This window comes from Musicola keenii (assembly GCF_014855505.1).
Classification (GTDB): Bacteria; Pseudomonadota; Gammaproteobacteria; order Enterobacterales; family Enterobacteriaceae; genus Musicola; species Musicola paradisiaca.
Genome location: NZ_JAAWVW010000006.1, coordinates 1 through 25,563, shown reverse-complemented (window position 1 = coordinate 25,563; position 25,563 = coordinate 1). Strand labels below are relative to the sequence as shown.

Sequence of the window (25,563 nt, the reverse complement as noted above, 5' to 3'; positions counted from 1 at the left end):
TAAATCGGTATCAGCCATCTGTCACCCTAAACCCCAGCAGAGGTGTAATCATGGAAACCGTATCCAATTTTATTCACGGCGAGGTCGCCGCCAGTCACAGCGCGCGCGTCGCGCCGGTATTCAACCCGGCTACCGGCGAACCGGTGCGTCAGGTGGCGCTGAGCCGCGCCGACGACGTGAAACAAGCTATCAGCGCGGCGGTGGCCGCGTTTCCCGACTGGGCGAAACAGTCGCCGCTGCGGCGCGCCCGTATCCTGTTCCGTTTTAAGGCGCTGCTGGAAGAGAACACGGACCGGCTGGCGCGACAAATTTCCGAGGAGCACGGCAAGGTTTACTCCGATGCGGTGGGCGAATTGACCCGCGGCCTGGAAGTGGTGGAGTTTGCTTGTGGTATTCCCCATCTGCAAAAGGGCGAGCATTCCGCCAATGTCGGCTCCGGCGTAGACAGCCATTCGCTGATGCAGCCGTTAGGCGTGTGCGTGGGGATCACCCCGTTCAATTTCCCGGCGATGGTGCCGATGTGGATGTTCCCGATCGCGCTGGCGACCGGCAACACCTTCGTGCTCAAACCATCGGAAAAGGATCCGTCGCTGTCGCTGTTGCTGGCGCAATTGCTGAAAGACGCCGGGTTGCCGGACGGCGTGTTTAATGTGGTGCAGGGCGACAAGGAAGCGGTGGACGTGCTACTGACCGACCCGCGCGTGCAAGCGGTGAGCTTCGTCGGCTCGACGCCGGTGGCGGAGTACATCTACCGCACCGCATCGGCGCATGGCAAGCGTTGTCAGGCGCTGGGCGGTGCTAAAAATCACTGCATTTTGATGCCGGATGCCGACATGGAGATGGCGGCCAACGCGATTCTCGGCGCGGCCTATGGTGCGGCGGGCGAGCGCTGTATGGCGTTGTCGGTGGTGGTGGCGGTGGGGGATGACGCCGCTGAGGCGCTGTGCGGCAAGCTGGCGCAGCAGATTGCCGCGATGCGCGTCGGCCCCGGCCTGGTGGAAGGCAAAGAAAACGACATGGGGCCGGTGATTTCAGGCCCACATCGCGACAAGATTACCGGTTATATTCAAAGCGGCGTCGATCAGGGCGCGACGTTGCGCGTCGACGGCCGCGGGCTTCGCGTGCCGGGGCATGAGCAAGGCTATTTCGTCGGCCCGACGCTGTTCGACAAGGTGACGCCGGAGATGCGTATTTATCAGGAAGAAATTTTCGGCCCGGTGCTGTCGGTGGTGCGGGTGCCGGACTATCAGACCGCGCTGACCCTGATCAACCAGCACGAATACGGCAACGGCGCGGCAATTTTCACCCGCGACGGCGAAACCGCCCGCCAGTTCAGCGAAGAGGTGCTGGCGGGTATGGTAGGGATTAACGTACCGATCCCGGTGCCGATGGCGTTCCACAGCTTTGGCGGTTGGAAACGTTCTATTTTTGGCCCGCTCAACGTACACGGTAACGACGGCGTGCGTTTCTATACCCGCATGAAAACCGTTACCAGTCGTTGGCCGGCCAGTGTGCGGCTGGAACAGCACGCCAGCAGCTTCGTGATGCCCACGCTGGAGTAATTCCACCTGACTTGCGGGAGCAGACAATGGACACGTTGAAAATGACCATGGCGCAGGCGCTGATCCGGTTTCTCAATCAGCAGTATCTCAGCGTTGACGGTGAGGAGACGCCGCTGTTCGCCGGGGTGATGACGATTTTCGGGCACGGTAACGTACTCGGTATCGGACAGGCGTTGGAGCAGGATGCCGGGCACTTGCGGGTGCATCAGGGCTGTAATGAGCAAGGCATGGCGCACATCGCCGTGGGGTTTGCCAAGCAACACCGGCGGCGGCGTGTGTACGCCGTAACCACCTCGGTAGGGCCGGGTTCCGCCAATCTGGTGACGGCGGCGGCCACCGCCACAGCTAATCGTATTCCGCTGTTGCTGCTGCCGGGAGAGGTGTTCGCCAGCCGTCAGCCTGACCCGGTATTGCAGCAGATCGAGCAATATCATGACGCCACCGTCAGCACCAACGATTGCCTGCGCCCGGTGTCGCGCTACTGGGATCGCATCAGCCGCCCGGAACAGCTGATGAGCGCGCTGATCAATGCCATGCGGGTGCTGACCGACCCGGCGGATACCGGCACGGTGACGCTGTGCCTGCCGCAGGACGTACAAGCGGAAGCTTGGGATTACCCGCTGTCGTTCTTTCAGCGGCGGGTGCACCATCTGGAGCGCCGTCCACCGGATGCTACCCGGCTGGCACAGGCGACGGCATTGCTGGCGCGCAAACGCCGCCCGCTGCTGATTTGCGGCGGCGGGGTGCGTTATGCCGGCGCGCACGAGGTTTTCCGCCAGTTTGCCGAGCGCTTCAACCTGCCGTTTGGCGAAACCCAGGCGGGCAAGGGCGCGGTGGTCTCATCGCACCCGCTGAACATGGGCGGCATTGGCGTGACCGGCGGGCAGGCTGCCAATCGGCTGGCGGCGCAGGCGGATCTGGTGATTGGCGTCGGCACCCGTCTGACCGACTTCACCACCGCCTCCAAATCGCTGTTTGCCCATCCCCAGGTCGAATTTTTGTTGCTCAACGTGGCGGAGTTCGACGCATTCAAACTGGATGCCGCCGCGCTGATCGCCGATGCCCGCGAGGGGCTGACGCAACTGACGCAGATGCTGGAGGCGCGGGGTTATCGCAGCGGTTGGAACGATGAAATTGCGCAGGCGAGCCTCGATTGGCAACGGGAACGTCAGCGGCTGTTCGAGCGGAGCGACGGCGACGGGCAGGCGCTGGAAATCGCCGGGCATCTGGACGCACAGCTAGCGGAATACCGCGAAGCGCTGGGCACCCGATTGACGCAAACCCGGGTGCTGGGGCTGCTCAACGATGCGGTGGAGGAGAGCGCTATCGTGGTGGGCGCCGCAGGGTCGCTGCCCGGCGACCTGCAACGGCTGTGGCAGGTGAAAACGCCCGACAGCTACCATCTGGAGTACGGTTATTCCTGCATGGGCTATGAGATCGCGGCGGCGGTGGGCGCGCGGCTGGCGGCGCCGCGACAGCCGGTGTATGCGATGGTGGGCGATGGTTCTTACCTGATGCTGCACAGCGAGCTGCAAACTGCGGTGCAGGAAGAGATTAAGATCACCGTGCTGTTGTTCGACAACGCTGGGTTTGGTTGTATCAACAATTTGCAGATGAGTCAGGGTATGGGCAGTTTCTGTACCGAGAACCGGCGGCGCGACCCGGTCAACGGCAAATTGACCGGCCCGCTGGTGACGGTAGACTTCGCCCGTAACGCCGAAAGCTACGGTTGTCGGGCGTGGACGGTGCGGGACGAAACGTCGCTGCTACAAGCGTTGCGTGAGGCGCAAGCACACTCCGGCCCTTGCCTGCTGGACATCAAGGTGCTGCCGAAAACCATGACCCATGGCTATGACGCCTGGTGGAACACCGGTACCGCGCAGGTCGCGGACAACCCGGCGATTGAGGCCGCAGCACGCGAAGTGCAATGGCAGCGCGCGAAGGCACGGCAGTATTAGGGCTGACGACGGATAAACCTTTCAGACGGCATTTTTAGCGGCATCTGCCCCCGCGATGATTTTGTTGCGGGAGCAGATGCTCATCATCGTTATGACTTCATTTCGCTATCAATACGGTGTGTCACTGAACTGGGATATGCATGTCGATATCCCAGTAGCCGTCGCGGTAGCCGTCGTTGAGATACACCTCGAAACAAGCGCGCGCCGGGTCGATCGTGTTTCCATCGACGAGCAATGAGGCGAAAAAGGCCTGCCATGACGCGCCGAAGTCATCGTTGGATACGCGCGCGTGGGCAATCGCGTACCGACCTGCGGTGATCTCCAGTGCCATTACCTCTTCGCTATCGGCAGGCAGGCGAAAATCAGCAGATACGCTTACCACGGTATCCGCCGTCAGTTTTTCCGGTGATGTCTCTTGTGGATTGCCGTAATAAACCGCAATCCATTCCAGTGGCTGTACTGCGTGCTTATCCACCCATTTCATCAGTTGTTCAAACCCTTGCGGCACGGTTTGTTCCCACGGCCCTACCAGACGGAACCCAACTACATGGCGTTGATCCAGACGCTGAATGTTGTAATCCATAGCTGATCCTTAATGGAAATAATGGGAGATGGATTGAGAACCTACCTTAATCAGGCTATTAACTCACCAAGCGTATTATGCCAACAGCGCTAATTGAGACAGATAATGGAACGAGCGCCTCGTCAGGGAGAGAGTGGTCATTTATCTGCTGCCATACCTGCTCAGTAACCATGATCTTTTCGATTGAAAAATAACAGATTGTAAAATGAGCATCATGTAGCGTTTATCTAACAGGTTACACTATGCATCTGGTTTAACACGTAAGGATTGCCAGATGGCATTGAATATACGGAAGGCTCATTTAGCGGATTCAGTGTTACTTCATAAACTAGGCTTTGAAATCTATAGCACTCACTTCAAGCATCTGTGGGTATCGCATTCTGAAATGAATGATTATCTGGAGCGCGAATACTCAACCCCGATATTGGCGTCAAACCTGACAGATCCCAATGTGTGCTGGTATCTGGCAGAAACCGATCACCCAGTGGGTTTTGCCAAAGTGACATGGGCAGATAAAATTCCTGATACGGAAATGTCGGGCGTACTACTGAACAAGTTATATCTGGCTTCAAGTGCTACAGGTCAACATTATGGAAAACAACTGTTTGAATATATTGTCAGTCTTGCCCAGCAACGCGGTGAAGGGTTTTTGTGGTTAGAGGTTCTTGAGGGCAATGCTCGTGCCCGTAAATTTTATGAAAATCTGGGCTTCGGTTATATCAAGGATACTAAATTACAAACGGCTTCACAGCAGAGCCTTCTTCATATACTGGGTATGAACATTTGAATCTCTGAGCGTTGGTTGAAATCCCCGGCATCTATAGCTGCCGGGCCTGATGTTTTTAATAACCACCCCATTTTTATTTGCTGTGATAAAAAATAATAAGGTGGTTATTCGTGATCTGCCGATGAAATAAATCACCGGAATGGTATCTGAGCTATATGTTTAATCGATGAATAACGTCAACAAATGCCGATACACCTCTATTTATTTCGCTAAAACCGCGCGCTAAGTCGTGTATTTTTTCCTGTTCATTACTGAGGAACTGATTAATTTGCTCCATTTGTTGATATATCTGTTCAATTAACTGGGAATTATCTTCAACCATATGGGTGATTTGTTGTGTCGCCGTTGAGGTTGAGGTCGCCAGTTTGCGTACTTCTTGTGCAACGACGGAAAAACCGCGGCCCGATTCGCCTGCGCGTGCAGCCTCTATTGCGGCATTGAGCGCCAGAAGGTTGGTTTGCGCAGCGATAGCATCGATCGTGCCGATCATGTCACGGATGTTTTTAGCATGTTCATGTAACCGGGTGCCGATATCTGAGGCCTGTTTTACCAACACGATGACCCGTTCCGAATTCCGAACGGTTTCATTGAGAACATCATTTGCGTTATAGGCAATTTGCGACGTCTGCTCTGAGGTCGTTACGGCGATATCGGCAATGCGTTTAGCATTCTCGACACGGGTTGTAATATCGGAGGCAAATTTGATTATTTTGTATACATGGCCGTTGCTATCAACGATCGGGTTATAGCTGGCTTCCAGCCAAACCCGTTCTCCTTGCGACGTTTTACGCTCAAAACGGCCGACAAAAGACTCGCTATTTTTGAGTTTTTCCCAGAAATGCGGGTTTTCTCGATAAAACGTGTCGTAACAGAATATCCGATGGTGCTGGCCCTGAATGTCTTCTAGGCTATACCCCATCGTTTTCAGAAAATTATCGTTAGCCCAAATAATTTCTCCCTCCGGGGTAAATTCGATCACGGCTAATGACCGGTGTAATGCAGACAATATTGATTCTTTGTCCTGCAAGCGTTGATGGTTTTGGGTGACATCGGCCGCCAACTTAATGATTTTGACGACTTCACCGTTACGGTTTTTGACCGGGAAATAGGTGGCTTTCAGAAAGACTTGGTCTTGCTGGCTATTATAGCGTTCAAATACGCCTGAAAATGATTCGCCATTTGCTAAGCGTTGCCAAAAAGAGCGATATGCCTCCGAAACAACATAATGTGGATCGCAAAATAAACGATGGTGTTCTCCCTGCAGTTGCGCTAGGGAGTACCCCATGAAGTCAAGAAACATGGCGTTGGCATAAAGAATAGTGCCATTGGGTAGAAACTCGATATAAGGGATGTTTTGCTTAATCGCGCTCATGTCATATTCCAGCGTACTGACCTTTGACGCTGAAATCTTTCTTCCTTCTATATTTAGCATTTTTGATAATCCAAACATCGCCATCCCCTATACCGGAAATATAACAGTGACATTTACGCCCTAACGAATTTGAGGTTCAAGCAGGGCGGCAGGTTTGCAATGTGTCGCATGACGAATAAATGTTTTGGCGTTGATAAGAAAGTAATAGTGCAGATTTTGATTTATAGCAGCTCCGGCGATCCATTTTTAGTAAACGTAAAACCTGCCTCAAATTTTTAGGGGCGGAGATATTTCTCTATGGAAGTGATGTCGGGGATGCACATGATGGTTTTTTTGTGAGGTTAGGGTATTAATCGAAATATTTATTCCATTTATTTTTTCATGCTATCTCTGACGTGAATACCTTGGTGGGTTCGGTTCTTCCGTTTTAACACGACGACAGCCAGGGGCACGACTCCCTGATTTTTCCCGCTTTTTGGCGCTAACCCTATTCCTGTATTCATATTTTTCCTGTCATGCAACGCAATGGTGTACCGGCGGCGGTTTCGTGATTGTGCTAACACTATTTTGCTTATATGTCACCAAAATGTTACCTGGCGCGCAAAAATATAATTTCCAGTTTTACTGAAATTGAAATAAACGTTTTATTGTCTTTACTCTAAACAGACTCTGAACCCCTACAACCCATCAGAGATACGTCAGCGTATCGAGGGAGCAGCCATGTTTAACATTGCTTTACTGGGCGCCGGCCGCATTGGCCAGGTCCATGCCGTGAATATCGTCGGACATCATGACACTTGCCTGTATTCCGTGGTCGATCCCAACCCGATCAACGCTCAAGCGCTGTCCGATAAATATCAGGCTCGTCTGCAAACGATCGACGAGGCGATGGCCGACCCGGCGGTACATGCGGTGTTGATCGCCTCAGCCACCGACACCCACGCGGATCTGATCGAACTGGCCGCCCGCCACGGCAAAGCCATCTTCTGCGAAAAACCGGTGCATCTGGATATCGCCCGGGTACGCGACTGCCTGAACGTGGTGGAGCAGCAGCAGGTGCCGCTGTTCGTCGGGTTTAACCGTCGCTACGACCCGCAGTTTCGCCGGGTGAAAACGCTGGCGAGCGAAGGATGCATCGGCAAACCCGAATCGCTGATGATTATCTCCCGCGACCCTGCGCCGCCGCCGGCGGAGTATGTGCGTGTGTCCGGCGGCATGTTCCGCGACATGACCATCCACGATTTCGACATGGTGCGTTTTATCATGGGGGAAGAACCGGTGTCGGTGTTCGCGCAGGGCAGCAATCTGGTGGATCCAGCCATCGGCGTGGCCGGTGATATCGACACCGCGTTGGTGGTGTTCAAATTCGCTTCCGGTGCGATGGCGACCATCGTCAACAGCCGCCGCTCCGGCTACGGCTACGACCAGCGGCTGGAACTGCACGGCGAGTGTGGCGTGTTGAGCGCGGGCAATATCCGTGAAAATCAGGTTGAACACTGGGGCGAGGCCGGTTGCCTTGCCGCCAAACCGGAACACTTTTTCTTGCAACGCTATCGCGACGCCTACGCGGCGGAATGGCGTCATTTCGTCGAGGTGCTGCACGGGCGTACCCAGCCTGAGTGCAGCGGCATCGACGGCGAGCGGGCGCTGTATCTGGCCGACAAAGCGCTGGAGTCGCTGGCGACAGGGCGTGCGGTTTCGCTCTGACATAACGACATGACACAACTACAGGGTCTGGCATGGCATCAGGCCCTGGCATCACGACATCAATAACAACATGACCTTACCTTTACACCCAACTAACTGATACAGAGACAACACCATGAAAAAGATAACCATCCTGGCCGCCGCGATGGCCTTCACGATGTCGTCCGGTCTGGTGCAGGCCCAGAACGAACAGATTGTATTCAGTACCCCCAACCTGGCGATGCCTTTTGAAGTCCACATGCAACGCACCGCGGTCAAGGCCGCTAAAGAATTGGGCGTTAACCTGCAGGTGTTGGACAGCCAGGGTAGTTCCCCGAAACAGGTGGCGGATCTGGAGAACGCCATCACTCGCGGCGCCCAGGGTTTTGTGGTGTCACCGAATGATGTCAACGCAGTGTCGGGCGCGGTAACGGAGATTCAGGACGCCAAACTGCCAGTGGTGACGCTGGACCGTTCGGTGAAAACCGACAAGAACGTGCCGCATTTCGGTGCGAATAACTACAAAGGCGGGCAGGCGATTGCCGATTTCGTCAAAGCGCGCTTTCCGAACGGCGCCGATATCGTGCTGCTGACCGGGCAGCCGGGTTCCTCATCCAATATTGAACGCACTCAGGGCATCCGCGACAGCCTGAAAGCGGGCGGCAGCAAGTACCGTCTGGTGGCGGATCAGACCGGCAACTGGATGCGTTCCGAAGGGATGCGCATTGTGGAAAGCGTGCTGCCGTCATTGCCCAAACGCCCACAGGTGATTTTGTCAGCTAACGATGACATGGCGTTGGGGGCGATCGAAGCGCTGCAAAGCCAGGGGCTGAAACCGGGGGACGTGATGGTCACGGGGTTTGATGCGGTACCGGAAGCGCTGGCTCGCGTGCGTGACGGTTGGCTGTCGGTGACGGCCGATCAGCGTCCCGGCTATGCGGTCACGCAGGCGATGACGCAACTGACCAACAATATCCGCACCAAGGCGCCGATCACCGGCGTAGATTATCCGCCGACCATGATCACCAAAGACAACCTCAACGACGCGGAACGTATCGGCGAAGCGGGTAAATAAGCGGACACTCCACTCACGCACCGGCCCGTCGGCGGGTGCGCAACGAGGGCTATCCCATGACTGAACCCTTACTGAAGATTACCGATCTGGCCAAGAATTTCTCCGGTGTCTGGGCGCTCAACAAGGTGCAGTTGACGGTGCTGCCGGGCGAGATCCACGCCCTGCTGGGCGAGAACGGCGCCGGCAAGTCCACCTTGCTCAAAGCGTTGGCCGGGGCGCAACCCCAGACCAGCGGCGATATCCGCTTCAACGGCGAACTCTTGTCGCCACAGGACTCGCCGGTAGCACGGCAAAACCGCGGTATCGTCACCATCTATCAGGAATTCAATCTGTTGCCCAATATGACGGTGGCGGAAAACCTGTTTCTTGGCCGCGAATTGCAACGTAATCGGCTGTTTGTCGATGCGCAGGCGGTCAATCAGGAAGCCCGCACGGTACTGGAGTACCTGCAACTGAACATAGCGCCGACCACCCAGGTGGCGCGGCTGAGCGTGGCGCAGCAGCAGATGGTGGAAATCGCCCGTGCGCTGACCTTGAACGCCCGGTTGATCGTGATGGATGAACCCTCCGCCGCGCTGAGCGACAGCGAAGTAGCGAGCCTGCATCGGGTGGTACGTGAGCTGAAAGCACGCGGCGTCAGCGTGATTTATGTCACCCACCGGTTGCACGAAGTGTTCCAACTGTGCGAGCGCTTCACGGTATTGCAGGACGGGCGTTACACCGGCTCCGGCAATGTGTCCGACATTGATGTGGCGGGCATCATCCGCATGATGGTCGGGCGCGATGTGGTGTTCACCCGCCGCCCGGCGTCGGAAACCCATCATCAGGACAAGCCGGTGCGGCTGGCGGTGAAAGGGTTGTGTCGGGAAAAACCGCCGCTCGACCCGCACGGCATCGCGCTCGACCACATCGGTTTTCAGGTGCACGCCGGCGAGATCCTCGGCATCGCCGGGCTGGTGGGCGCCGGTCGTACTGAGGTGGCGCGCTGTCTGTTCGGCGCTGACCCGTTTACCTCTGGTGAGTTCTGGCTCGACGGCCAACCTTATCACCCGGTCGATCCGCTGCATGCGCTCGATCAAGGCATCGCGCTGGTGCCGGAAGATCGCAAAAAAGAGGGCGCGGTGCTGGGCTTGTCGATCCGCAACAACCTGTCGCTCTCCAGCCTGTCGTCGCTGCTGCGCTGGCGCTACTTCGTGGATACCCGCCGTGAAGACGACCTGATCGAATCTTACCGGCAGGCGTTGCGCATCAAGATGGTGGACAGTGAGCAGGAGGTGCGCAAGCTCTCCGGCGGCAACCAGCAGAAAGTGATTCTGGCGCGCTGTATGGCGCTCAACCCCCGGGTGCTGATCGTCGATGAGCCGACGCGCGGCATCGATGTCGGCACCAAGTCCGAAGTGCATCAGGTGCTGTTCGATATGGCGAAACGCGGTGTGGCGGTGATCGTGATTTCCTCCGATTTGCCGGAGGTGATGGCGATTTCCGATCGCATCATCACGCTCAGCGAAGGCCGGATGACCGGCGAACTGCACGGCGATGACGCCACGGAAGAGCGGCTGATGACCCTGATGGCCATCTGCCATGACGCACCACAGGCCGCATAACGGAGAGTCTATGAGCATGCAGCAACCCTTATCCCGTACCAAACTGCCGACGCCGGCTAACGGCCGGGGACGCATTGACCCGATCGCCTTCTTTGAGCGTTTCGGGGTGTTCATTTTCATGATCCTGCTGCTGATCTTTTTTCAGTCGCAGAACAGCAACTTCCTGACCGAGCGCAACATCACCAACATCCTCACCGAGGTGTCTATCTACGGCATCATGGCGGTGGGGATGACCTTCGTGATCCTGACCGCCGGTATCGATCTGTCGGTCGGGTCGATTCTGGCGGTGTGCGCCATGACCGCCGCTTACGTTATCAAAGGCGATAACTTCACCACCGTCGATGCGCAGGCCTGGGGCGGCATGAGCTGGCTGGTGGGGTTGGGCATCTGCCTGATGATGGGCACCGCGATCGGCTTTCTGCACGGGCTAGGCGTCACCCGTCTGCGGCTGTCGCCGTTCATCGTCACGCTGGGCGGCATGACCATCTGGCGCGGTCTGACGCTGGTTGTTAACGACGGCGCGCCCATCGCCGGGTTTGACCCCGGCTACCGCTGGTGGGGACGCGGCGAACTGCTCGGCGTCTCTATCCCGATTTGGATCTTTGCGCTGGTGGCGCTGTTAGGCTGGCTGGCGCTGCATAAAACCCGCTGGGGGCGTTTTGTGTACGCCATCGGCGGCAACACCGAAGCGGCACGACTGGCCGGGGTCAACGTGCAGCGGGTACTGGTCAGCGTCTATGTGGTGATTGGCTGTCTGGCCGGTCTGGCGGGGTTTATTCTCAGCGCCCGGCTGGGTAGCGCCGAAGCGGTGGCGGGTATTTCGTTCGAACTGCGGGTGATCGCCTCGGTGGTGATCGGCGGCACTTCGCTGATGGGCGGTTACGGGCGCATCAGCGGTACCGTCATCGGTTCCATCATCATGGGGATCCTGATTAACGGGCTGGTGCTGATGAATGTCTCGGCCTATTACCAGCAGATCATCACCGGCCTCATCATCGTGCTGGCGGTGGCGTTCGATACCTACGCCAAGAACCGACGCGGCGCACTCTGACAGCGGGAGCGACAGACATGAAACAGGTTCGAATCGGTCTTATCGGCACCGGCTACATCGGTCGCGCTCACGCCATCGCTTATGCGCAGGCGCCGGTGGTGTATGCGCTGAAAGGGCAACGGGTGTGCGAGATGTTGGCGGAAGTCTCGCCGGAGCTGGCACAGCAACGCGCGCGTGAACTGGGTTTTGCCCGCTTCACCAGTGACTGGCAGGAACTGGTGGCCGACCCGGCCATCGACGTGGTGGATATCTGCGCCCCCAATTTTTTGCATCAGGAAATGGCGATGGAAGCAATTCGCCACGGTAAACACGTCTATTCAGAAAAGCCGCTGGCGCTCAACGCTGCCGCTGCGCGAACGATGACGGATGCCGCCCGCCAGGCCGGCGTCAAAACGCTGGTGGGGTTCAACTACATGAAGAACCCGGCGGCGCAACTGGCGAAAGAGATTATCGCCCGCGGTGAAATCGGCGACGTGACCCACTTCTACGGCACCCACAACGAAGACTATCTGGCCGACCCGAATAAACCGGCGGACTGGCACTGCTTCCGGCACACCGCCGGGCTGGGTGCGCTGGGCGATGTAGGGGCGCACATCGTCAATATGGCGCACTACCTGGTGGGCGACATTACCGAGGTATGCGGCGATCTGCAGACGGTGGTCACGCAGCGGCCGGTTAGCGCCGGTTCCGCCGAGCGGGTGACGGTGGAAAACGAGGATCAGGCCCATGCCATGGTGCGTTTCTCTAGCGGCGCACGCGGGGTGATCGAAGCCTCGCGGGTGGCCTGTGGGCGCAAAATGGGGCTGAGTTATGTCATCACCGGCACCCGTGGTGCCATCAGTTTTACCCAGGAGCGGATGGCGGAACTGAAGCTCTATCGGCATGACGACCCGGCAAACCGGCAGGGGTTCCAAACCTTGCTGATCGGGCCGCAGCACCCGGAATACGCCGCGTTTTGTGCCAGCGCCGGGCATGGCATCGGCTTTAACGATCAGAAAACCGTCGAGGTACGCGATCTTATCAACGGCATCGCCGCCGACCTGCCGCTGTGGCCTGATTTTGAAGAGGGCTGGCGGGTTTCTCGGGTGCTGGACGCGATTGTGTTGTCGCATCAGGCTGCGCGCTGGGTGGCGGTACATGAAGCGGGATAACCGAAGTGGGATAACGGTCGGGCCGACGTGTTGTCGATTTCCCTTTTGGGCTGACAGGAATGGACGTAATGACTACGCAAAAGCAGTTTGACGTGATTTGCATGGGGCGGGTAGCGGTGGACCTGTACGGTCAACAGATCGGGTCGCGCCTGGAAGACATGGGCAGCTTCGCCAAATATCTGGGCGGTTCTTCCGGCAACGTGGCCTACGGCACCGCCCGGCAGGGGCTGCGCTCCTCCATGCTGGCGCGGGTCGGCGACGAGCACATGGGGCGCTTTCTGCGTGAAGAGTTGCAGCAGGTCGGCTGCGACACCAGCCACCTGATCACTGACCCGACACGGCTGACCGCGCTGGTGCTGCTCGGCATCAAGGATCGGGAAACCTTTCCGCTGATCTTCTACCGCGATAACTGCGCCGATATGGCCATCACGCCGGAAGACGTCAGCGAGGAATACATCGCTTCATCGCGTTGTCTGGCGATCACCGGTACTCATTTGTCACACCCGAACACCCGCGAGGCGGTGCTGACCGCGTTGCGCTACGCCCGTCGTCACGGCGTGAAAACGGTGCTGGATATCGATTACCGGCCGGTGCTGTGGGGGTTGACCTCGTTAGGCGACGGCGAAACCCGTTTCATCGAGTCGGTGGCGGTGACGGCACAGTTGCAACAGGTGCTGAACCTGTTTGACCTGATTGTTGGCACCGAAGAGGAATTTCATATCGCCGGCGGCAGCACCGACACCCTACAGGCGCTGCGGCAGGTGCGGGCGCACACCGCCGCCGAACTGGTGTGCAAGCGCGGCCCACTGGGTTGTTCGGTGTTCACCGGCGACATTCCGGCGTCGCTGGATGAGGGCATCACCGTCAAAGGCGTGCGCGTCGAGGTGCTCAACGTGTTGGGGGCGGGTGATGCGTTTATGTCCGGCCTGCTGCGTGGTTATCTCAGCGGCGAGGGTTGGGAAAAAGCCTGTGCTTACGCCAATGCCTGTGGTGCGCTGGTGGTATCACGCCACGGCTGTGCCCCAGCGATGCCGAGCCGTATCGAATTGGATAATTATCTGGCGCGTGCCGACACGGTGCCGCGCCCGGATCGGGATCGGGAGCTGAATCACCTGCACCGCGTCACCACTCGCCGTCGGCGCTGGGAAGAGCTGTGTGTGATCGCCTTCGATCACCGTATCCAACTGGAGGAAATGGCGCTGGCCTGCGGCGCTGAGCGTAGCCGTATTCCACGACTTAAACAGTTGATCCTCCAGGCCAGCCAGCAGGCGGCGCAGCAGGCCGGTTTACAGCGTGATGGCATGTCATCGGGCAAGGCCGGACTATTATGCGACGGCACCTTCGGGCAGGACGCGCTGAATACCATTACCGGGCAAGGCTGGTGGATTGGTCGCCCAATCGAACTGCCGGGCTCGCGCCCGCTGGTGCTGGAGCACGGCAATATCGGTTCGCAATTGGTGAACTGGCCGTTGGAACAGGTGGTGAAGTGTCTGGTGTTTTTCCACCCGGAAGACGACAGCCCGTTACGACTGGCGCAGGAGCGGCAGGTGAGCGAGGTTTATCGCGCTTGTTGCCAGTCCGGGCATGAGCTGCTGTTGGAGGTGATCCTCCCTGCCGATATGCCGCGCAGCGATGAGCTGTACCTGCGGGCGATCCAACGTTTTTACAACCTCGACATCCGGCCGGACTGGTGGAAACTGCCGCCGCTGTCCGCCGACGGCTGGCAACGGTTGGAACAGTTACTGGCCGAGCGCGACCCCTATTGCCGTGGTGTGGTGATCCTCGGGTTGGACGCGCCGATCGAGACGTTACGTCAGGGGTTCAACGCCGCCGCCGGTCAACCGGTGGTGAAAGGCTTCGCGGTGGGGCGCACGCTGTTCGCCCAACCGGCGCAACAGTGGCTGCGTGGTGACATCGACGACCAGCAACTGATTGCCGACGTTAAAGACAACTACCTGCGGCTGATCGCCCTGTGGCGTCAGCGTGGCTAACTCCATTAATTCTGAGCAGAGGGAATCGAAATGAGCGTTCAACTGGGTATCAATCCGCTGACCTGGACTAACGACGATCTGCCATCGCTGGGGGCGGGAACCCCGCTGGAAACCTGCCTGAGCGAAGGGCGTCAGGCCGGCTTCGCCGGGTTTGAACTGGGCAACAAGTTTCCGCGCCAGTCCAGCGTGCTGGGGCCGATTCTGCAACAGCATGGGCTGCGTTTGGTCTCCGGCTGGTATTCCGGCCAGTTGCTGACCCGTTCGGTCAAAGAGGAAGTCGCCGCGGTGCAGGACCACCTCAACCTGCTGCGGGAATTAGGCGCTACCGTACTGGTGTTCGCCGAAGTGACCGGCGCGGTGCATGGCGAGCAGCGCACGCCGGTGCATTTACGGCCGCGTTTCCCGGCGGCGCGCTGGCAGGAATACGGCGAGAAGCTCAGCGAATTCGCCCGTTATACCCAGCAGCAGGGGGTGCAAATCGCCTATCACCACCATATGGGCACGGTGATTGAAACCGCCGACGATGTAGACCAACTGATGACCCATACCGGGCCGGAGGTCGGATTGTTGCTGGATACCGGTCATCTCACCTTTGCCGGTGCTGACCCGCTGGCGGTGGCGCAACGCTGGGCAAGCCGCATCAACCATGTGCACTGCAAAGATATCCGCCCCGAGGTGCTCAAAGACGTGAAAAACCGCAAAACCAGTTTTCTGGATGCGGTACTCAGTGGGGTGTTCACCGTGCCGGGTGACGGCTGTGTCGATTACCCGTCGCTGTTCCAACTGCTAAAAGCGCAGGATTATCAGGGCTGGCTGGTGGTGGAAGCTGAACAGGACCCGGCAGTGGCACACCCACTGACTTACGCTACGCTGGGGTTCAATAATTTGCAGCGATTTGCCCGTGATGCGGGTCTGATCTGAGCCGTAGACGCATGTTTCAGGAGGTAGGCGATGTCTGAATTGCTGTCCCGTTATCACGCGCCGGATGCGCAGGGCCGCATCCAGCAGATTACCCCGGCGCGCGCCGGCTGGCGTCATGTCGGGTTTGAAGTTTACCAATTATCGACCGGCGCGACGCTAGCGCTGCCGGTGGTGGCCGAGGAGCGCTGTCTGGTGTTGGTGGGCGGCCGGGCGACGGTAACGACGCCACAGGTGCGGTTTGAGCATATCGGCGATCGCATGAATCCGTTCGAGCGCAAGAAACCCTGGGCGGTGTACGTCACGCCGGGTGAAGCGGTGAGCATCCGCGCTGAGACGCCGCTGGAACTGGCGGTCTGTGCCGCGCCGGGCGCCGGGAACTATCCTACCCGCTTGATCGCGCCACAGGATATCGACGCCGAAGCGCGGGGCATCGGGCATAACCGTCGTTTCGTGCACAATATCCTGCCGGAAGACAAGGCGGCGGACAGCCTGCTGGTGGTAGAGGTTTACACCGACGAGGGCTGCACCAGTTCTTACCCCAGCCACAAGCACGATGCCGATAACCCGCCGCAGGAAACCTATCTGGAGGAAACCTATTACCACCGGCTCAATCCGCCGCAGGGGTTCTGCCTGCAACGGGTGTATACCGAGGATCGCTCGCTGGACGAGTGCATGGCGGTGTACGACCGGGATGTGGTGATGGTGCCGCGTGGCTACCACCCGGTAGCGACGCTGGCGGGCTACGACAGTTATTACCTCAACGTGATGGCCGGGCCGGTGCGCCAGTGGCGCTTTAGCTGGGAGCAGGATCACCAGTGGGTGAACAGCGCAGAATATGCAGCAAAACACAGCGGATGAGACGATGTATGAGGCTTTTTATCGTACAGATAGAACCGGGTTGCCAACCCAACTGGTCATGTTGTTTAGTATGGTGAAGTCTGTCTGGGTAGTGAATGGTTTCGTGCGGGATAAACGGTGTAGTTTCTTTGCCATTTCATCGCACGCACGACAAGGAGAGGCTCAAACGCCGCCTCTCCTTGACCACTGGCTTGAGGGCTAAACTATGCCGCTTCGCGGTTCCTTCGGCGTTCGCCTTCGCTGTTCGGGCCGCCCGTGACGCTCTCCCGGAGCGGCACGGGCTTTCGCCGCGTCCATGCGGCTCACCCGGCGAAGTCGCCCACCTCAGCACAGTTTTTGACGCCGGAAAACCCGTTCACCCTGTACTTAAAGGGTTTGTCAGCAGTTGAACTCAGGTTTAATACCCCTGCCGTGCTTTCCTGACTTCTTCCCCTAACTGCCATACCGCCATCGCGTAGTGCACGCTGTGGTTGTAACGGGTAATCGCGTAGAAGTTCGGCAGGCCGTACCAGAACTGGTAGTAACTGCCCATATCAAGGCGCAGCAGGCTGGCTTCCTGATAGCCGCCCAGCGATGCGGTGGGGCGTAGCCCGGCTGCTGCCAGCGTCGACAGGGAGTAGCGGGTTTTGAAGCCGGTATCCAGTGAGAAGGTCTGGCCGCTGGCAGGCACCGCTATCTGTTCGTTCGGCTGCCAGCCGTTTGATTTGAAGTAGTTGGCGACGCTGCCGATGGCATCCACCGGATCCCACAGGTTAGGGACGCCGTCGCCGTTGAAATCCACCGCGTATTTTTTGAAGGCCGATGGCATAAACTGGCCATAGCCCATCGCACCGGCAAACGAGCCACGCAGCGATAGCGGGTCAAACCCGTCTTCCCGCGCCATCAACAGGAAGTATTCCAGTTCGCTTTGGAAATACTCCGCACGACGCGGGTAGGCGAAGGCCAGTGTCGCCAGTGCGTCCAGAATGCGGGTTTTGCCCATCACCCGGCCCCAGCGGGTTTCCACCCCGATGATGCCGACAATGATCTCCGGCGGCACACCGTAGATTTGCCGCGCGCGCTCCAGCGCATCGGCGTATTGATTCCAGAAGGCGACGCCGTTCTGCAGATTATCCGGGGTGATGAACTGTTTGCGGTAACGCAGCCAGGCGCCGTTGGGAATGTTGGACGGCACCGCTGCAGACGGCGCCGGCGCCTGTTTGTCCATCAGCCGAATTACCCAGTCCAGCCGTTGCGCCTGGCCCAGAATAGTGTGCAGTTGCTGACGGTCGAAACCGTACTGCTGCGCCATTTTGCCGATAAAGCGATCGACATCCGGGCTGTTGGCGAAATCGCCGTTTGCCAACATGCCGCTCTGGGCGCCTGGGTTGAAGAATCCGCCGGTCGGCGTGGGGGACGAGGGGGAATGGGTGCCGGTTATCATTGTGTCCGGCTGTGATTCGGACGGGGTATTGCTACAGGCGGACAACATAACCAACAGGGGAACAACTGCAATCAGGCGACGCATCAGATATCCATATAACTCTGCCAGAAACAACGTGGCGGCCATGTTAGCGCAACGTCCATAGGGAAAAAACCGAATTATACGCCCGGCTGGCGGCATTGGCGGCTAGGCGTCAGGTTCCTGCTCTTGTTCCATGATCCGGATCAGATGTTCGGTAAACGCGGAGACCGCTTTGGGCAGTGTGCGCCCCGCCAGCGTATTCAATTCGATATTGAGCCCATTCAGATCCTGGCCGGTAATCGGCACCGCCACCATGTCGTGATCTTTCAGGTATTGGCGCACCACCAGTTCGGTGGAAATCACCACGCCGTCGCAATAGCGAGAAAACGCCAGTAGGGCGCTGATGGAAGTGGTTTCGAATGCCGGGTCGATCAATAACCCCTGACGGCTACAGCAGGCATCGAACAGCCGCCGGGTCAGAATATGTCGAACCGGCACGCCGAGTGGATAACCCGCCAGTTGCGACAACCGCAGATTCGTTTTCTCTGCCAGCGGGTGGTGGCGTTGCATCACCGCCACTAGCGGCGAATGCAGCCGGTAAGCGACGTGAATATTGGCGGTGGGGATCTGGCTGAATGTCAGCCCGATATCGCTTTCGCCTTCATTCAGCCGACGCGCCACTTCTTCGGCGGTCGCCACCAGCAGTTGAAAACGGATGTAGGGGTAACGTTGGCGGAACGAAGAGATCGCCATCGGAATAAAATCCAGGCTGAATCCCGCGGTGGAGACAATACGCACATCACCGCGTCGTAATCCCTGCAATTCCCGAATTTCCTGCGTGACCTGCTCGGTTTCTAACTGATTACGAAAGGCGTAGGCCGCCAGCAACTCTCCGGCGGCAGTGGGGGTCATGCCGCTTTTTCGCCGTTCGAACAGCGTGGTGTTGAGCCGGTCTTCCAGCCCGCTGATTTGGCGGCTGATGGCGGAACCCGCGACGTTCAGGCGCTGGGCGGCTTCGCTGATGGAGCCGGAACGCACCACCTCCAGAAAGTAACGGATGGCGGTGTCCTGCAGATAACGGGCGGTCATGGCATTTTCTCGAGGGTTAAAGTTTGCCGTTTCGGCAATAGGGTGGTGAAAAAGTTGAAATAGCAGTATGGATGGCGGGTGTCTAGTATGCAATCAGGAGGGGAGTATCGGCAGGGAAGAAGGCGTCGCAGAACGCACTGGCCGCAGACAACGCAAACATCACACAGGGGAATCAGGACAGATGGGTCATTACACGAGAAAAAAATCATATTGGGTGCTGTTCCTGCTGTATATCGGCTGGTGCGTGGCGTTTATTGATCGCGTGGTGTTGAGTATGGGGTCGACGCAGATGGCGAAAGAGCTGTCGTTGTCGCCCAGTGAGATCGGGCTGGTGCTGAGCGCATTTTATTTCGGTTTCTGGTTGATGCAGTTGCCCGGCGGCTGGCTGGCGGATCGCTTCGGCGCCAAAGTGGTGGTGGCGATGGCGATCGCCATGTGGTCGTTATTTACGTTTCTAACCGGCATCGCCTGGTCGTTGACGGCGCTGCTGGTGATTCGCTTTCTGTTCGGGTTGGGAGAAGGCGCTTATCCCTCCGCTTCCGTCAAGAACGCGGCGGAACAGTTTCCGCCCAGCGATAAGCCGCGTATGACGTCGTTACTGATGTCTTCCAACTATGTGGGCAGCATGATTGCGCCCTTGCTGATCGCGCCGTTGATTCTGGCGTTGGGCTGGCGCCATGCATTTATGGTGATCGGCCTGCTCGGCATTGCGTTTGTGTTGGTCTACACCCTGACTGTCAGCGCTAAGCCGGCATGGGTATCTAATGAGCCGGAGCGGCTGAGCGGCGCCGACTGGCGCGAGGTGATGAAAAACCCACTGTTATGGCGGCTGGCGGCGGTGTGGTTCGGTCTGAGCCTGATCAACAAAGGGTTGGATTCCTGGATGCCGATTTACCTGATGACCGAGCGTCATCTGGATCTGAAAGCGGTGGGGGTGCTGTTACCGATCCCTTACGTGATGGCCGGGGTGGCGACCGCCTCCGGCGGTTGGGTGATGACCCGGTTCTTTGACGGCCGTGAGCGCGTAATGCTGATGGGCTGCGCCTTGTTGACCGCGCTGTTCTTGTATCTGATGTACAGCGCGTCGAGTATCACTGCGGTGGTGGTGGCCCAGTCTTGCGCCTATTTTTTCAAATCGTTTGTGTTGGCGATCGCCGTGGCGCTGCCGACCAAGGTGTTGGCGTCGCGCATGGTGGGATCCGGTATCGGGGTGATCAATGTCGGCGGACAGGCGGCCGGGTTTATCGCACCGCTGGTGATCGGCGCGATGGTCGAACACTTCGGCTACCCCTCGGCGTTCCTGTTTTTGATGGCCGCTGCCGCGTTCTCTGCGGTGGTGAGCCTGACTATCCACACGCGCCCGTCGGCACAGCCCGGCGTCGCGGCGCAGGTTTGACGTTAACTGTGTTGTGAAGGACAAAGATGAAAATAGATAAAATTGTATTGCGTCAAATGAAGATGACGCTGAAAACCCCGTTTACCACCAGCTTCGCTACCCAGACGGAGAAGTATTTCACTGTAGTGGAAGCGCACTGCGGCGATGTGGTGGGTTACGGCGATTGTTCGGCGATTTCGCTGCCGTTTTACAACGAGGAAACCAACGTCACCGCTTGGCACATCATGCGTGATTTTCTGGTGCCGATGCTGCGCCAGGCCGGCGAGATTCGTCATCCTTCCGACGTGCGCGATATTTTTGCGCCGGTGCGCCGCAACAACTGCGCCAAAGCGGCGGTGGAAGGCGCGGTGTGGGACGCTTATACCAAACAGAAACAGACGCCGCTGTGGCGCGAACTGGGCGGCGTGCGCGATCGGGTCGAGGCGGGTGTTAGCATCGGTATTCAGCCGACGCCGGCGGATTTGGTGCGCGTGGTGGCAGGCTACCGGGAAGAAGGCTATCGCCGTATCAAGATTAAGATCAAACCGGGCAAGGATCTGGCCTACATTCAGGCGCTGCGCAGCGAGTTCGGCGATATCACGCTGATGGTGGACGCCAATTCCGCCTATTCGCTGGACGATATTCCGCTGTTCCGGGAATTCGACAAATACAACCTGCTGATGATCGAGCAGCCGTTGGCGCACGACGATATCGTCGATCACCGTAAGTTGCAGGCGGCGATCGAGACGCCTATCTGTCTGGATGAGAGCATTGCCTCGGTGGAGGATGCCCGCAAAGCCATTGAGCTAGGCAGCGGCCGCATCATCAATATCAAGGTGGCGCGGGTGGGCGGCATCACCGAAACCAAGCTGATCCACGATTTTTGCCAGGATGCCGGGATCCCGGTATGGTGCGGCGGCATGCTGGATACCGCCGTCGGCAAGGCGCACAACATCGCGGTGGCGACGCTGCCCAACTTCCTGCTGGCGCATGACATTCCGCCGTCGTCACGCTATTGGGCGCAGGATTTCATGCTGCCGGAAGTGACGCTGGATCAGGACAGTATGGTGGCGGTGCCGGATAAACCGGGCATCGGTTTCGATATCAACCCAGAACTGTACGCGCGTTACTGTTACGGCGAGGAAACCATCCACTTTTAATGACCGGGGAAAGCGGCAGCTCGCTACTGCGCTACAGTCGCCAATAGCGATGTTCCGATGGCTGGCGTCGGATACCGGCAGACGATGCGTTCGTCCGAATGGGGTGAAAAACTTTCCGGAATGTTGTGATATTTATCACGAAAATGTCCGGGCTGAGAGCACTGGTATGTGCTTGTTGGCACATACCGGGACAGCTTCCGCGTGCAGGGACATTACATGAACGTGATTGGAATTATCACGTCATCAGGGAAAGCGTCCGTTGATGTTGCGCTGTATACACTGTTGCCGATTATGGTCGTGATGCGGGTCATCATGCGGTTTCTGGAAGTGAAAGGCGTTGTCGGTGCGCTGGTTCGGTGTTCTAGGCAGCGTCGCGCATCATTACGGGACACCGCCGGGGATCAGGTGACGGTGTTATCAGGTCATGGTGTTCCCACACTGGCCGCAAAACTTCGCGCCAGCCTGTACCGAGGTGCCGCATTGTGGGCAGTCTGCCGGCACGAGCGATGAGCCACATTGCTGGCAGAAACGCGCGATGGTGGCATTGAGCGATCGGCAATTCGGACAACTCATCCCCGCGTTGTTCCCGGTTGGGTAACTGCCATGAGAATCACGATGGCCATTGCCGTGATGATGTCCATGATGTCCCCCTCCGTGATGACCGCCAAATAGTTTGTCAAAAATACCCATAGATATTTCTCCGCTCACTGTTGGAATTTGCCAGACGACTGACGCTGTGGAGACGCGCCACCCGTGGTATGCGGCTTATTCAACACCCTGTAGTTACTATAGGGTCAAGCGTTACTATAGGGTCAAGCGGGAGATATTTTTCCGAGCGCTCCTGTTTTCTGAAGAGTGCAGACTGCCAGAGAGACAACTGCTCGATTATTTGGATAACTAATTGATAAATAAAATTATTTATTGGTGATTAAACCAGTGCATTTAAAGAAACAACAGCGGTTATTATTCGGATTGTCTCTGAAGGAATACGATCGGTAAGTCCGCACTAATATGGAAGAAAAATCATAGGGTAACGATGCCCCCACGGCGCGATATTTCATCCTGCTGTGTTATACCCGCATGGTTAGCATCTGGTGCAGCGCTGCCTTGTATTTTCCCCGGCCTTGTTGCCTCGTTGCGGTTTGTCCTCTTAATTTCGTCTGCGTTCGGGCATTACTCAGCCCATATCCGGAAAACGGACGTTAATTTATTCGTGAAACAATAATGGACAGTTATTGTTTTGTTTTCGGGATGTAAAGGTGATGAAACGTTGGGCATCGGGGAGCCGCAGAATTTAAGGCGTAAAACATGCCGTCACGAACCAGGATAGGGCCTGGTCGTGAAATGCTGTTTCACGCTCTCAACAAAGCGACGTTTAAACCCCCCGAGAGGCCCCGGTGGTAAACCAAATTTTACGCATAGCAATACCCTTGGTGTTGATGCGGTAATGGGCGTGTCGGTATTACGTGTTGGGGCAAGTGTCTGGCACGCCGTTCAGGCCTTCCGTTTCCCGGCTGAAGGCGATGAACTTGCCGGCGTCGTCCAGCTTGATGATATAAATGCCGTCGAAATCGGATCCCGCCCAGGGGGGAACCACGCTGTCATCGCCGCCGGCCATGTTGATGATTTTTTTTGCGGCGACGACCAGGTTCTTGTGTTCCCAGGAGAGAAAGACCAACTGGCGCGGTTTCCCGGTCAGCAGTGTCTTGGCAAGCTCGGTGGTATCGTCTGCGCGGAATCGAAGATCGACTGGCTGTGATATTCGGATCGCGGTGGGGGTGATGGTGGTAAGCGGTCGCAGGGAACTGCCGATTTTTTTGGTTTTGGGCGCCGAGGCGAAAATGGCATCGGGAGTGCCGTAACGGCCGAGTAATACCTGCGGAATACTCAGTGCCCGATTCAATCCTTTACAGGTGAGCTGGCCGCTGTCGTTGTCTGGTTTTTCACCGTGACGGATAAAGACAAAGGTCTGATTTGCCTCTGCAATCCCACCATATCCCAGCATGGTTGCCAGTAGGGCGGATGTTAAAAATACCTTCATTGCCATCTCCTTATCGTCGTAATTCGAACGGCGCCCGATGTGATCTGTAGATACCGGGCTGTGGTTACGTGTGGCCACTCTGCCTTTTTATGAAATCAGCATTGGCGATGAGTGCAAGATGTACTGGCATATCGTGATGAAGATCACGAAAATAGCCCAGTGAACGGCCGGATCGGTTCCGCATAGGCGGAGAGATGTCCGGGCTTGGGGCGGGCGTATGTTCCCGCACGATAATGACAATAGCAAATTACCGGGACAGTACGGGTAATGTGCCGGGCTTCATGCGTATGACCGGCCTGGGATATTCAATGGACATTATTGGAATCATTATGTCGGCGGGGAAATCCTCCGTCGACGTCGCGCTCTATACGTTGTTGCCGATCATGGTCGTGATGCTGGTCATCATGCGGTTTCTGGAAGTCAAAGGGATTGTCGATCTATTGGTTCGCTGGATGGCGCCGCTTCTGCGCCCGTTTGGGCTAAGCGGAATGAGCACGTTTGCGTTGATCCAGCTTAACTTCGTCAGCTTTGCCGCGCCGTTGGCGACGCTGTCTATTATGGAAAAACGCGGCGTTTCTGATCGTCATATGGCGGCGACCATGGCCATGGTGTTCGCTATGGGGCAAGGAAATGTGTTTTATCCCCTGACGCCATTTGGGCTGCATTGGGCGGCGGCTATCGTTATTTCGATTATCGGTGGGCTGGCGGCGGCGGCCCTGACCTACCATGTGCTGGGACGCAGGTTGTCCTCGTCAGAAGGCCGTCGTTCCAACGAGGTTCCGGCTGAGGAAACGGGCGGTAAAGGGCTGATCGGCATTATCAACAGTGCGGGATCGGATGCTATTCGGCTGGCGTTGGGATCGGTGCCGATGCTGATTTTGTCGATGGTGATTGTCGGTGTGCTGGAAGCCGCCGGTGCGGTGACGGCGTTGGATCATGTTTTATCGCCGTTGCTGACATCTGCCGGAATTTCCCCGGTCTTTGTGCTGCCGACGCTGGTGAAATGCCTGGCCGGCGGCACGGCGTACTTCGGTGTGGTATCGGATTTGGTTCATCAGGGAAAAATGACCGCCAGCCAGATCAATGCATCCGCCGGATTGTTGGTTCAGACGTTTGATTTGCCGGGGATCGGCATATTTCTCGGCGTTGGCTCACGGTTAACGCGACTGTTCCGCTATGCCGCATTGGGAGCGCTGTTCGGCATTGTGGTTAGAACCGTGCTGCATGTGGCAATGTTTTGAGTTGCTGGAGCCGCGTGACTCGACATGTCGATGGACAATAACCGTGATAGAAAATAATGCCCCCGGTTGAGGGGGCGCGTGTCACGCGGGACGTCGGATGTATTGCGCATAGCCGATGTATTCATGACCGACACCTGCTGTGTTTACTGGCTGGAACCTCGGATAATTAACTCTGTCTCGAGCTGATGCGACTTGATTTCAATATTGTTGTGCAAACGTGCAATCAACGCCTCTGCACTTTGAACACCCATAGCCTCGGCAGGGATCGCCAGAGTTGTTAATGGCGGTTCAAGGTGAGCGGCAAATTCGAGGTTGTCATACCCCACGACACTGATTTGCCCGGGAACTGGGATATTCAGTTTCCGGCATGCTGACAACACCCCCATGGCAATAACATCACTGTGTAGTGGTCAAGTAAAATTGGCCACGGTTTTACGGTAAGAACGATATCTATTTTCCGATTCTTCCGGTGTCAGTCCTCCATTATAATGATGGGGTCTGACACTGTTGTAATAGCTCAATATATAAAGACTAATCTGCTTCTGTGCTTCATGTTTGTCACGGTAGCCATCTGTCGGTACCCATTCTGTCTTCAGGCTACGGAAGAAGCGCTC

The 25,563-nt window shown here is 57.3% G+C and carries 22 protein-coding genes and 2 pseudogenes; 15 read left to right on the top strand and 9 right to left on the bottom strand.

The annotated features are described in order from the left end of the window. The first annotated feature begins 50 nt into the window (after positions 1–50). Positions 51–1,562 carry a CoA-acylating methylmalonate-semialdehyde dehydrogenase gene (locus HEP82_RS07860; RefSeq protein ID WP_192457578.1) on the top strand — a complete coding sequence of 504 codons (1,512 nt, stop codon included), beginning with the start codon at positions 51–53 and terminating at the stop codon, positions 1,560–1,562. Between the two features lie 26 nt (positions 1,563–1,588). Next, positions 1,589–3,520: a 3D-(3,5/4)-trihydroxycyclohexane-1,2-dione acylhydrolase (decyclizing) gene (gene iolD / locus HEP82_RS07855; protein WP_192457577.1), complete on the top strand. Its 1,932-nt coding sequence runs from the start codon at positions 1,589–1,591 to the stop codon at positions 3,518–3,520. Between the two features lie 121 nt (positions 3,521–3,641). On the opposite strand, the gene sbmC is transcribed toward iolD, so the two are convergent. Then, positions 3,642–4,103 (bottom strand): DNA gyrase inhibitor SbmC, encoded by a 462-nt coding sequence (sbmC, locus tag HEP82_RS07850; protein WP_192457576.1) that lies wholly within the window; start codon positions 4,101–4,103, stop codon positions 3,642–3,644. A gap of 274 nt (positions 4,104–4,377) precedes the next feature. Between sbmC and HEP82_RS07845 the strand changes: the two genes are divergently transcribed. After that, entirely contained in the window at positions 4,378–4,890 is a 513-nt protein-coding gene (locus HEP82_RS07845; protein ID WP_192457575.1) for a GNAT family N-acetyltransferase, read from the top strand. A gap of 151 nt (positions 4,891–5,041) precedes the next feature. Here the strand turns inward: HEP82_RS07845 and HEP82_RS20220 are convergent, their stop codons facing one another. Together HEP82_RS20220 and HEP82_RS20215 are read right to left on the bottom strand one after the other, a co-directional pair. Next, complete coding sequence (locus HEP82_RS20220) at positions 5,042–5,446, bottom strand: methyl-accepting chemotaxis protein (protein WP_407938278.1); 405 nt, start codon at positions 5,444–5,446, stop codon at positions 5,042–5,044. 117 nt (positions 5,447–5,563) lie between these two features. After that, positions 5,564–6,262 (bottom strand): annotated as a pseudogene (locus HEP82_RS20215) (PAS domain-containing protein); the annotation flags it as partial. A 720-nt stretch (positions 6,263–6,982) separates the two neighbouring features. Between HEP82_RS20215 and iolG the strand changes: the two are divergent. The 8 genes from iolG (at position 6,983) to iolB (ending at position 16,599) form a co-directional block, all read left to right on the top strand. Then, positions 6,983–7,969 carry an inositol 2-dehydrogenase gene (gene iolG / locus HEP82_RS07835; protein WP_192457574.1) on the top strand — a complete coding sequence of 329 codons (987 nt, stop codon included), beginning with the start codon at positions 6,983–6,985 and terminating at the stop codon, positions 7,967–7,969. Between the two features lie 115 nt (positions 7,970–8,084). Then, a complete protein-coding gene (locus HEP82_RS07830) occupies positions 8,085–9,023 on the top strand; it encodes a substrate-binding domain-containing protein (RefSeq protein WP_192457573.1) in 939 nt (312 codons plus the stop codon). A 56-nt stretch (positions 9,024–9,079) separates the two neighbouring features. Further along, positions 9,080–10,627 (top strand): sugar ABC transporter ATP-binding protein, encoded by a 1,548-nt coding sequence (locus HEP82_RS07825; RefSeq protein WP_192457572.1) that lies wholly within the window; start codon positions 9,080–9,082, stop codon positions 10,625–10,627. 16 nt (positions 10,628–10,643) lie between these two features. Next, positions 10,644–11,678 (top strand): ABC transporter permease, encoded by a 1,035-nt coding sequence (locus HEP82_RS07820; RefSeq protein WP_192457786.1) that lies wholly within the window; start codon positions 10,644–10,646, stop codon positions 11,676–11,678. A gap of 17 nt (positions 11,679–11,695) precedes the next feature. Further along, positions 11,696–12,829 carry a Gfo/Idh/MocA family protein gene (locus HEP82_RS07815; protein WP_192457571.1) on the top strand — a complete coding sequence of 378 codons (1,134 nt, stop codon included), beginning with the start codon at positions 11,696–11,698 and terminating at the stop codon, positions 12,827–12,829. Between the two features lie 68 nt (positions 12,830–12,897). Next, positions 12,898–14,820, top strand: coding sequence for a bifunctional 5-dehydro-2-deoxygluconokinase/5-dehydro-2-deoxyphosphogluconate aldolase (locus HEP82_RS07810; protein WP_192457570.1), 1,923 nt, complete (start codon positions 12,898–12,900; stop codon positions 14,818–14,820). A gap of 30 nt (positions 14,821–14,850) precedes the next feature. Then, positions 14,851–15,741: a myo-inosose-2 dehydratase gene (gene iolE / locus HEP82_RS07805; RefSeq protein ID WP_192457569.1), complete on the top strand. Its 891-nt coding sequence runs from the start codon at positions 14,851–14,853 to the stop codon at positions 15,739–15,741. Between the two features lie 30 nt (positions 15,742–15,771). Beyond that, entirely contained in the window at positions 15,772–16,599 is an 828-nt protein-coding gene (gene iolB, locus HEP82_RS07800) for a 5-deoxy-glucuronate isomerase (RefSeq protein ID WP_192457568.1), read from the top strand. A 397-nt stretch (positions 16,600–16,996) separates the two neighbouring features. Here the strand turns inward: iolB and mltB are convergent, their stop codons facing one another. Together mltB and HEP82_RS07790 are read right to left on the bottom strand one after the other, a co-directional pair. Continuing rightward, a complete protein-coding gene (mltB, locus tag HEP82_RS07795; protein WP_192457567.1) occupies positions 16,997–18,106 on the bottom strand; it encodes a lytic murein transglycosylase B in 1,110 nt (369 codons plus the stop codon). A gap of 102 nt (positions 18,107–18,208) precedes the next feature. Then, positions 18,209–19,132: a LysR family transcriptional regulator gene (locus HEP82_RS07790; protein ID WP_015854899.1), complete on the bottom strand. Its 924-nt coding sequence runs from the start codon at positions 19,130–19,132 to the stop codon at positions 18,209–18,211. 181 nt (positions 19,133–19,313) lie between these two features. On the opposite strand from HEP82_RS07790, the gene HEP82_RS07785 reads away from it, so the two are divergent. From HEP82_RS07785 to HEP82_RS07775, 3 genes and pseudogenes are all read left to right on the top strand, one after another. Beyond that, complete coding sequence (locus HEP82_RS07785) at positions 19,314–20,528, top strand: MFS transporter (protein ID WP_192457566.1); 1,215 nt, start codon at positions 19,314–19,316, stop codon at positions 20,526–20,528. 26 nt (positions 20,529–20,554) lie between these two features. Then, the gene (menC, locus tag HEP82_RS07780; protein WP_192457565.1) at positions 20,555–21,667 is read left to right on the top strand and encodes an o-succinylbenzoate synthase; all 1,113 of its coding nucleotides are present in this window, start codon (positions 20,555–20,557) and stop codon (positions 21,665–21,667) included. A 216-nt stretch (positions 21,668–21,883) separates the two neighbouring features. Further along, positions 21,884–22,024: pseudogene (locus HEP82_RS07775) on the top strand (nucleoside recognition family protein); the annotation flags it as partial. A 60-nt stretch (positions 22,025–22,084) separates the two neighbouring features. Here HEP82_RS07775 and HEP82_RS20210 read toward each other — a convergent pair. Together HEP82_RS20210 and HEP82_RS07765 are read right to left on the bottom strand one after the other, a co-directional pair. After that, positions 22,085–22,240 carry a double zinc ribbon domain-containing protein gene (locus HEP82_RS20210; RefSeq protein ID WP_225622386.1) on the bottom strand — a complete coding sequence of 52 codons (156 nt, stop codon included), beginning with the start codon at positions 22,238–22,240 and terminating at the stop codon, positions 22,085–22,087. An 889-nt stretch (positions 22,241–23,129) separates the two neighbouring features. After that, the gene (locus HEP82_RS07765; protein WP_192457563.1) at positions 23,130–23,708 is read right to left on the bottom strand and encodes a histidine phosphatase family protein; all 579 of its coding nucleotides are present in this window, start codon (positions 23,706–23,708) and stop codon (positions 23,130–23,132) included. Between the two features lie 308 nt (positions 23,709–24,016). Here HEP82_RS07765 and HEP82_RS07760 point away from each other — a divergent pair, with 308 nt between their 5' ends. Continuing rightward, complete coding sequence (locus HEP82_RS07760) at positions 24,017–24,949, top strand: nucleoside recognition domain-containing protein (RefSeq protein ID WP_192457562.1); 933 nt, start codon at positions 24,017–24,019, stop codon at positions 24,947–24,949. 143 nt (positions 24,950–25,092) lie between these two features. Here the strand turns inward: HEP82_RS07760 and HEP82_RS07755 are convergent, their stop codons facing one another. After that, positions 25,093–25,341, bottom strand: coding sequence for a substrate-binding domain-containing protein (locus HEP82_RS07755; protein ID WP_331252922.1), 249 nt, complete (start codon positions 25,339–25,341; stop codon positions 25,093–25,095). 18 nt (positions 25,342–25,359) lie between these two features. After that, positions 25,360–25,563, bottom strand: a 204-nt coding sequence (locus HEP82_RS07750) for an IS3 family transposase (RefSeq protein WP_192457560.1), incomplete at its 5' end; no start/stop codon positions are given.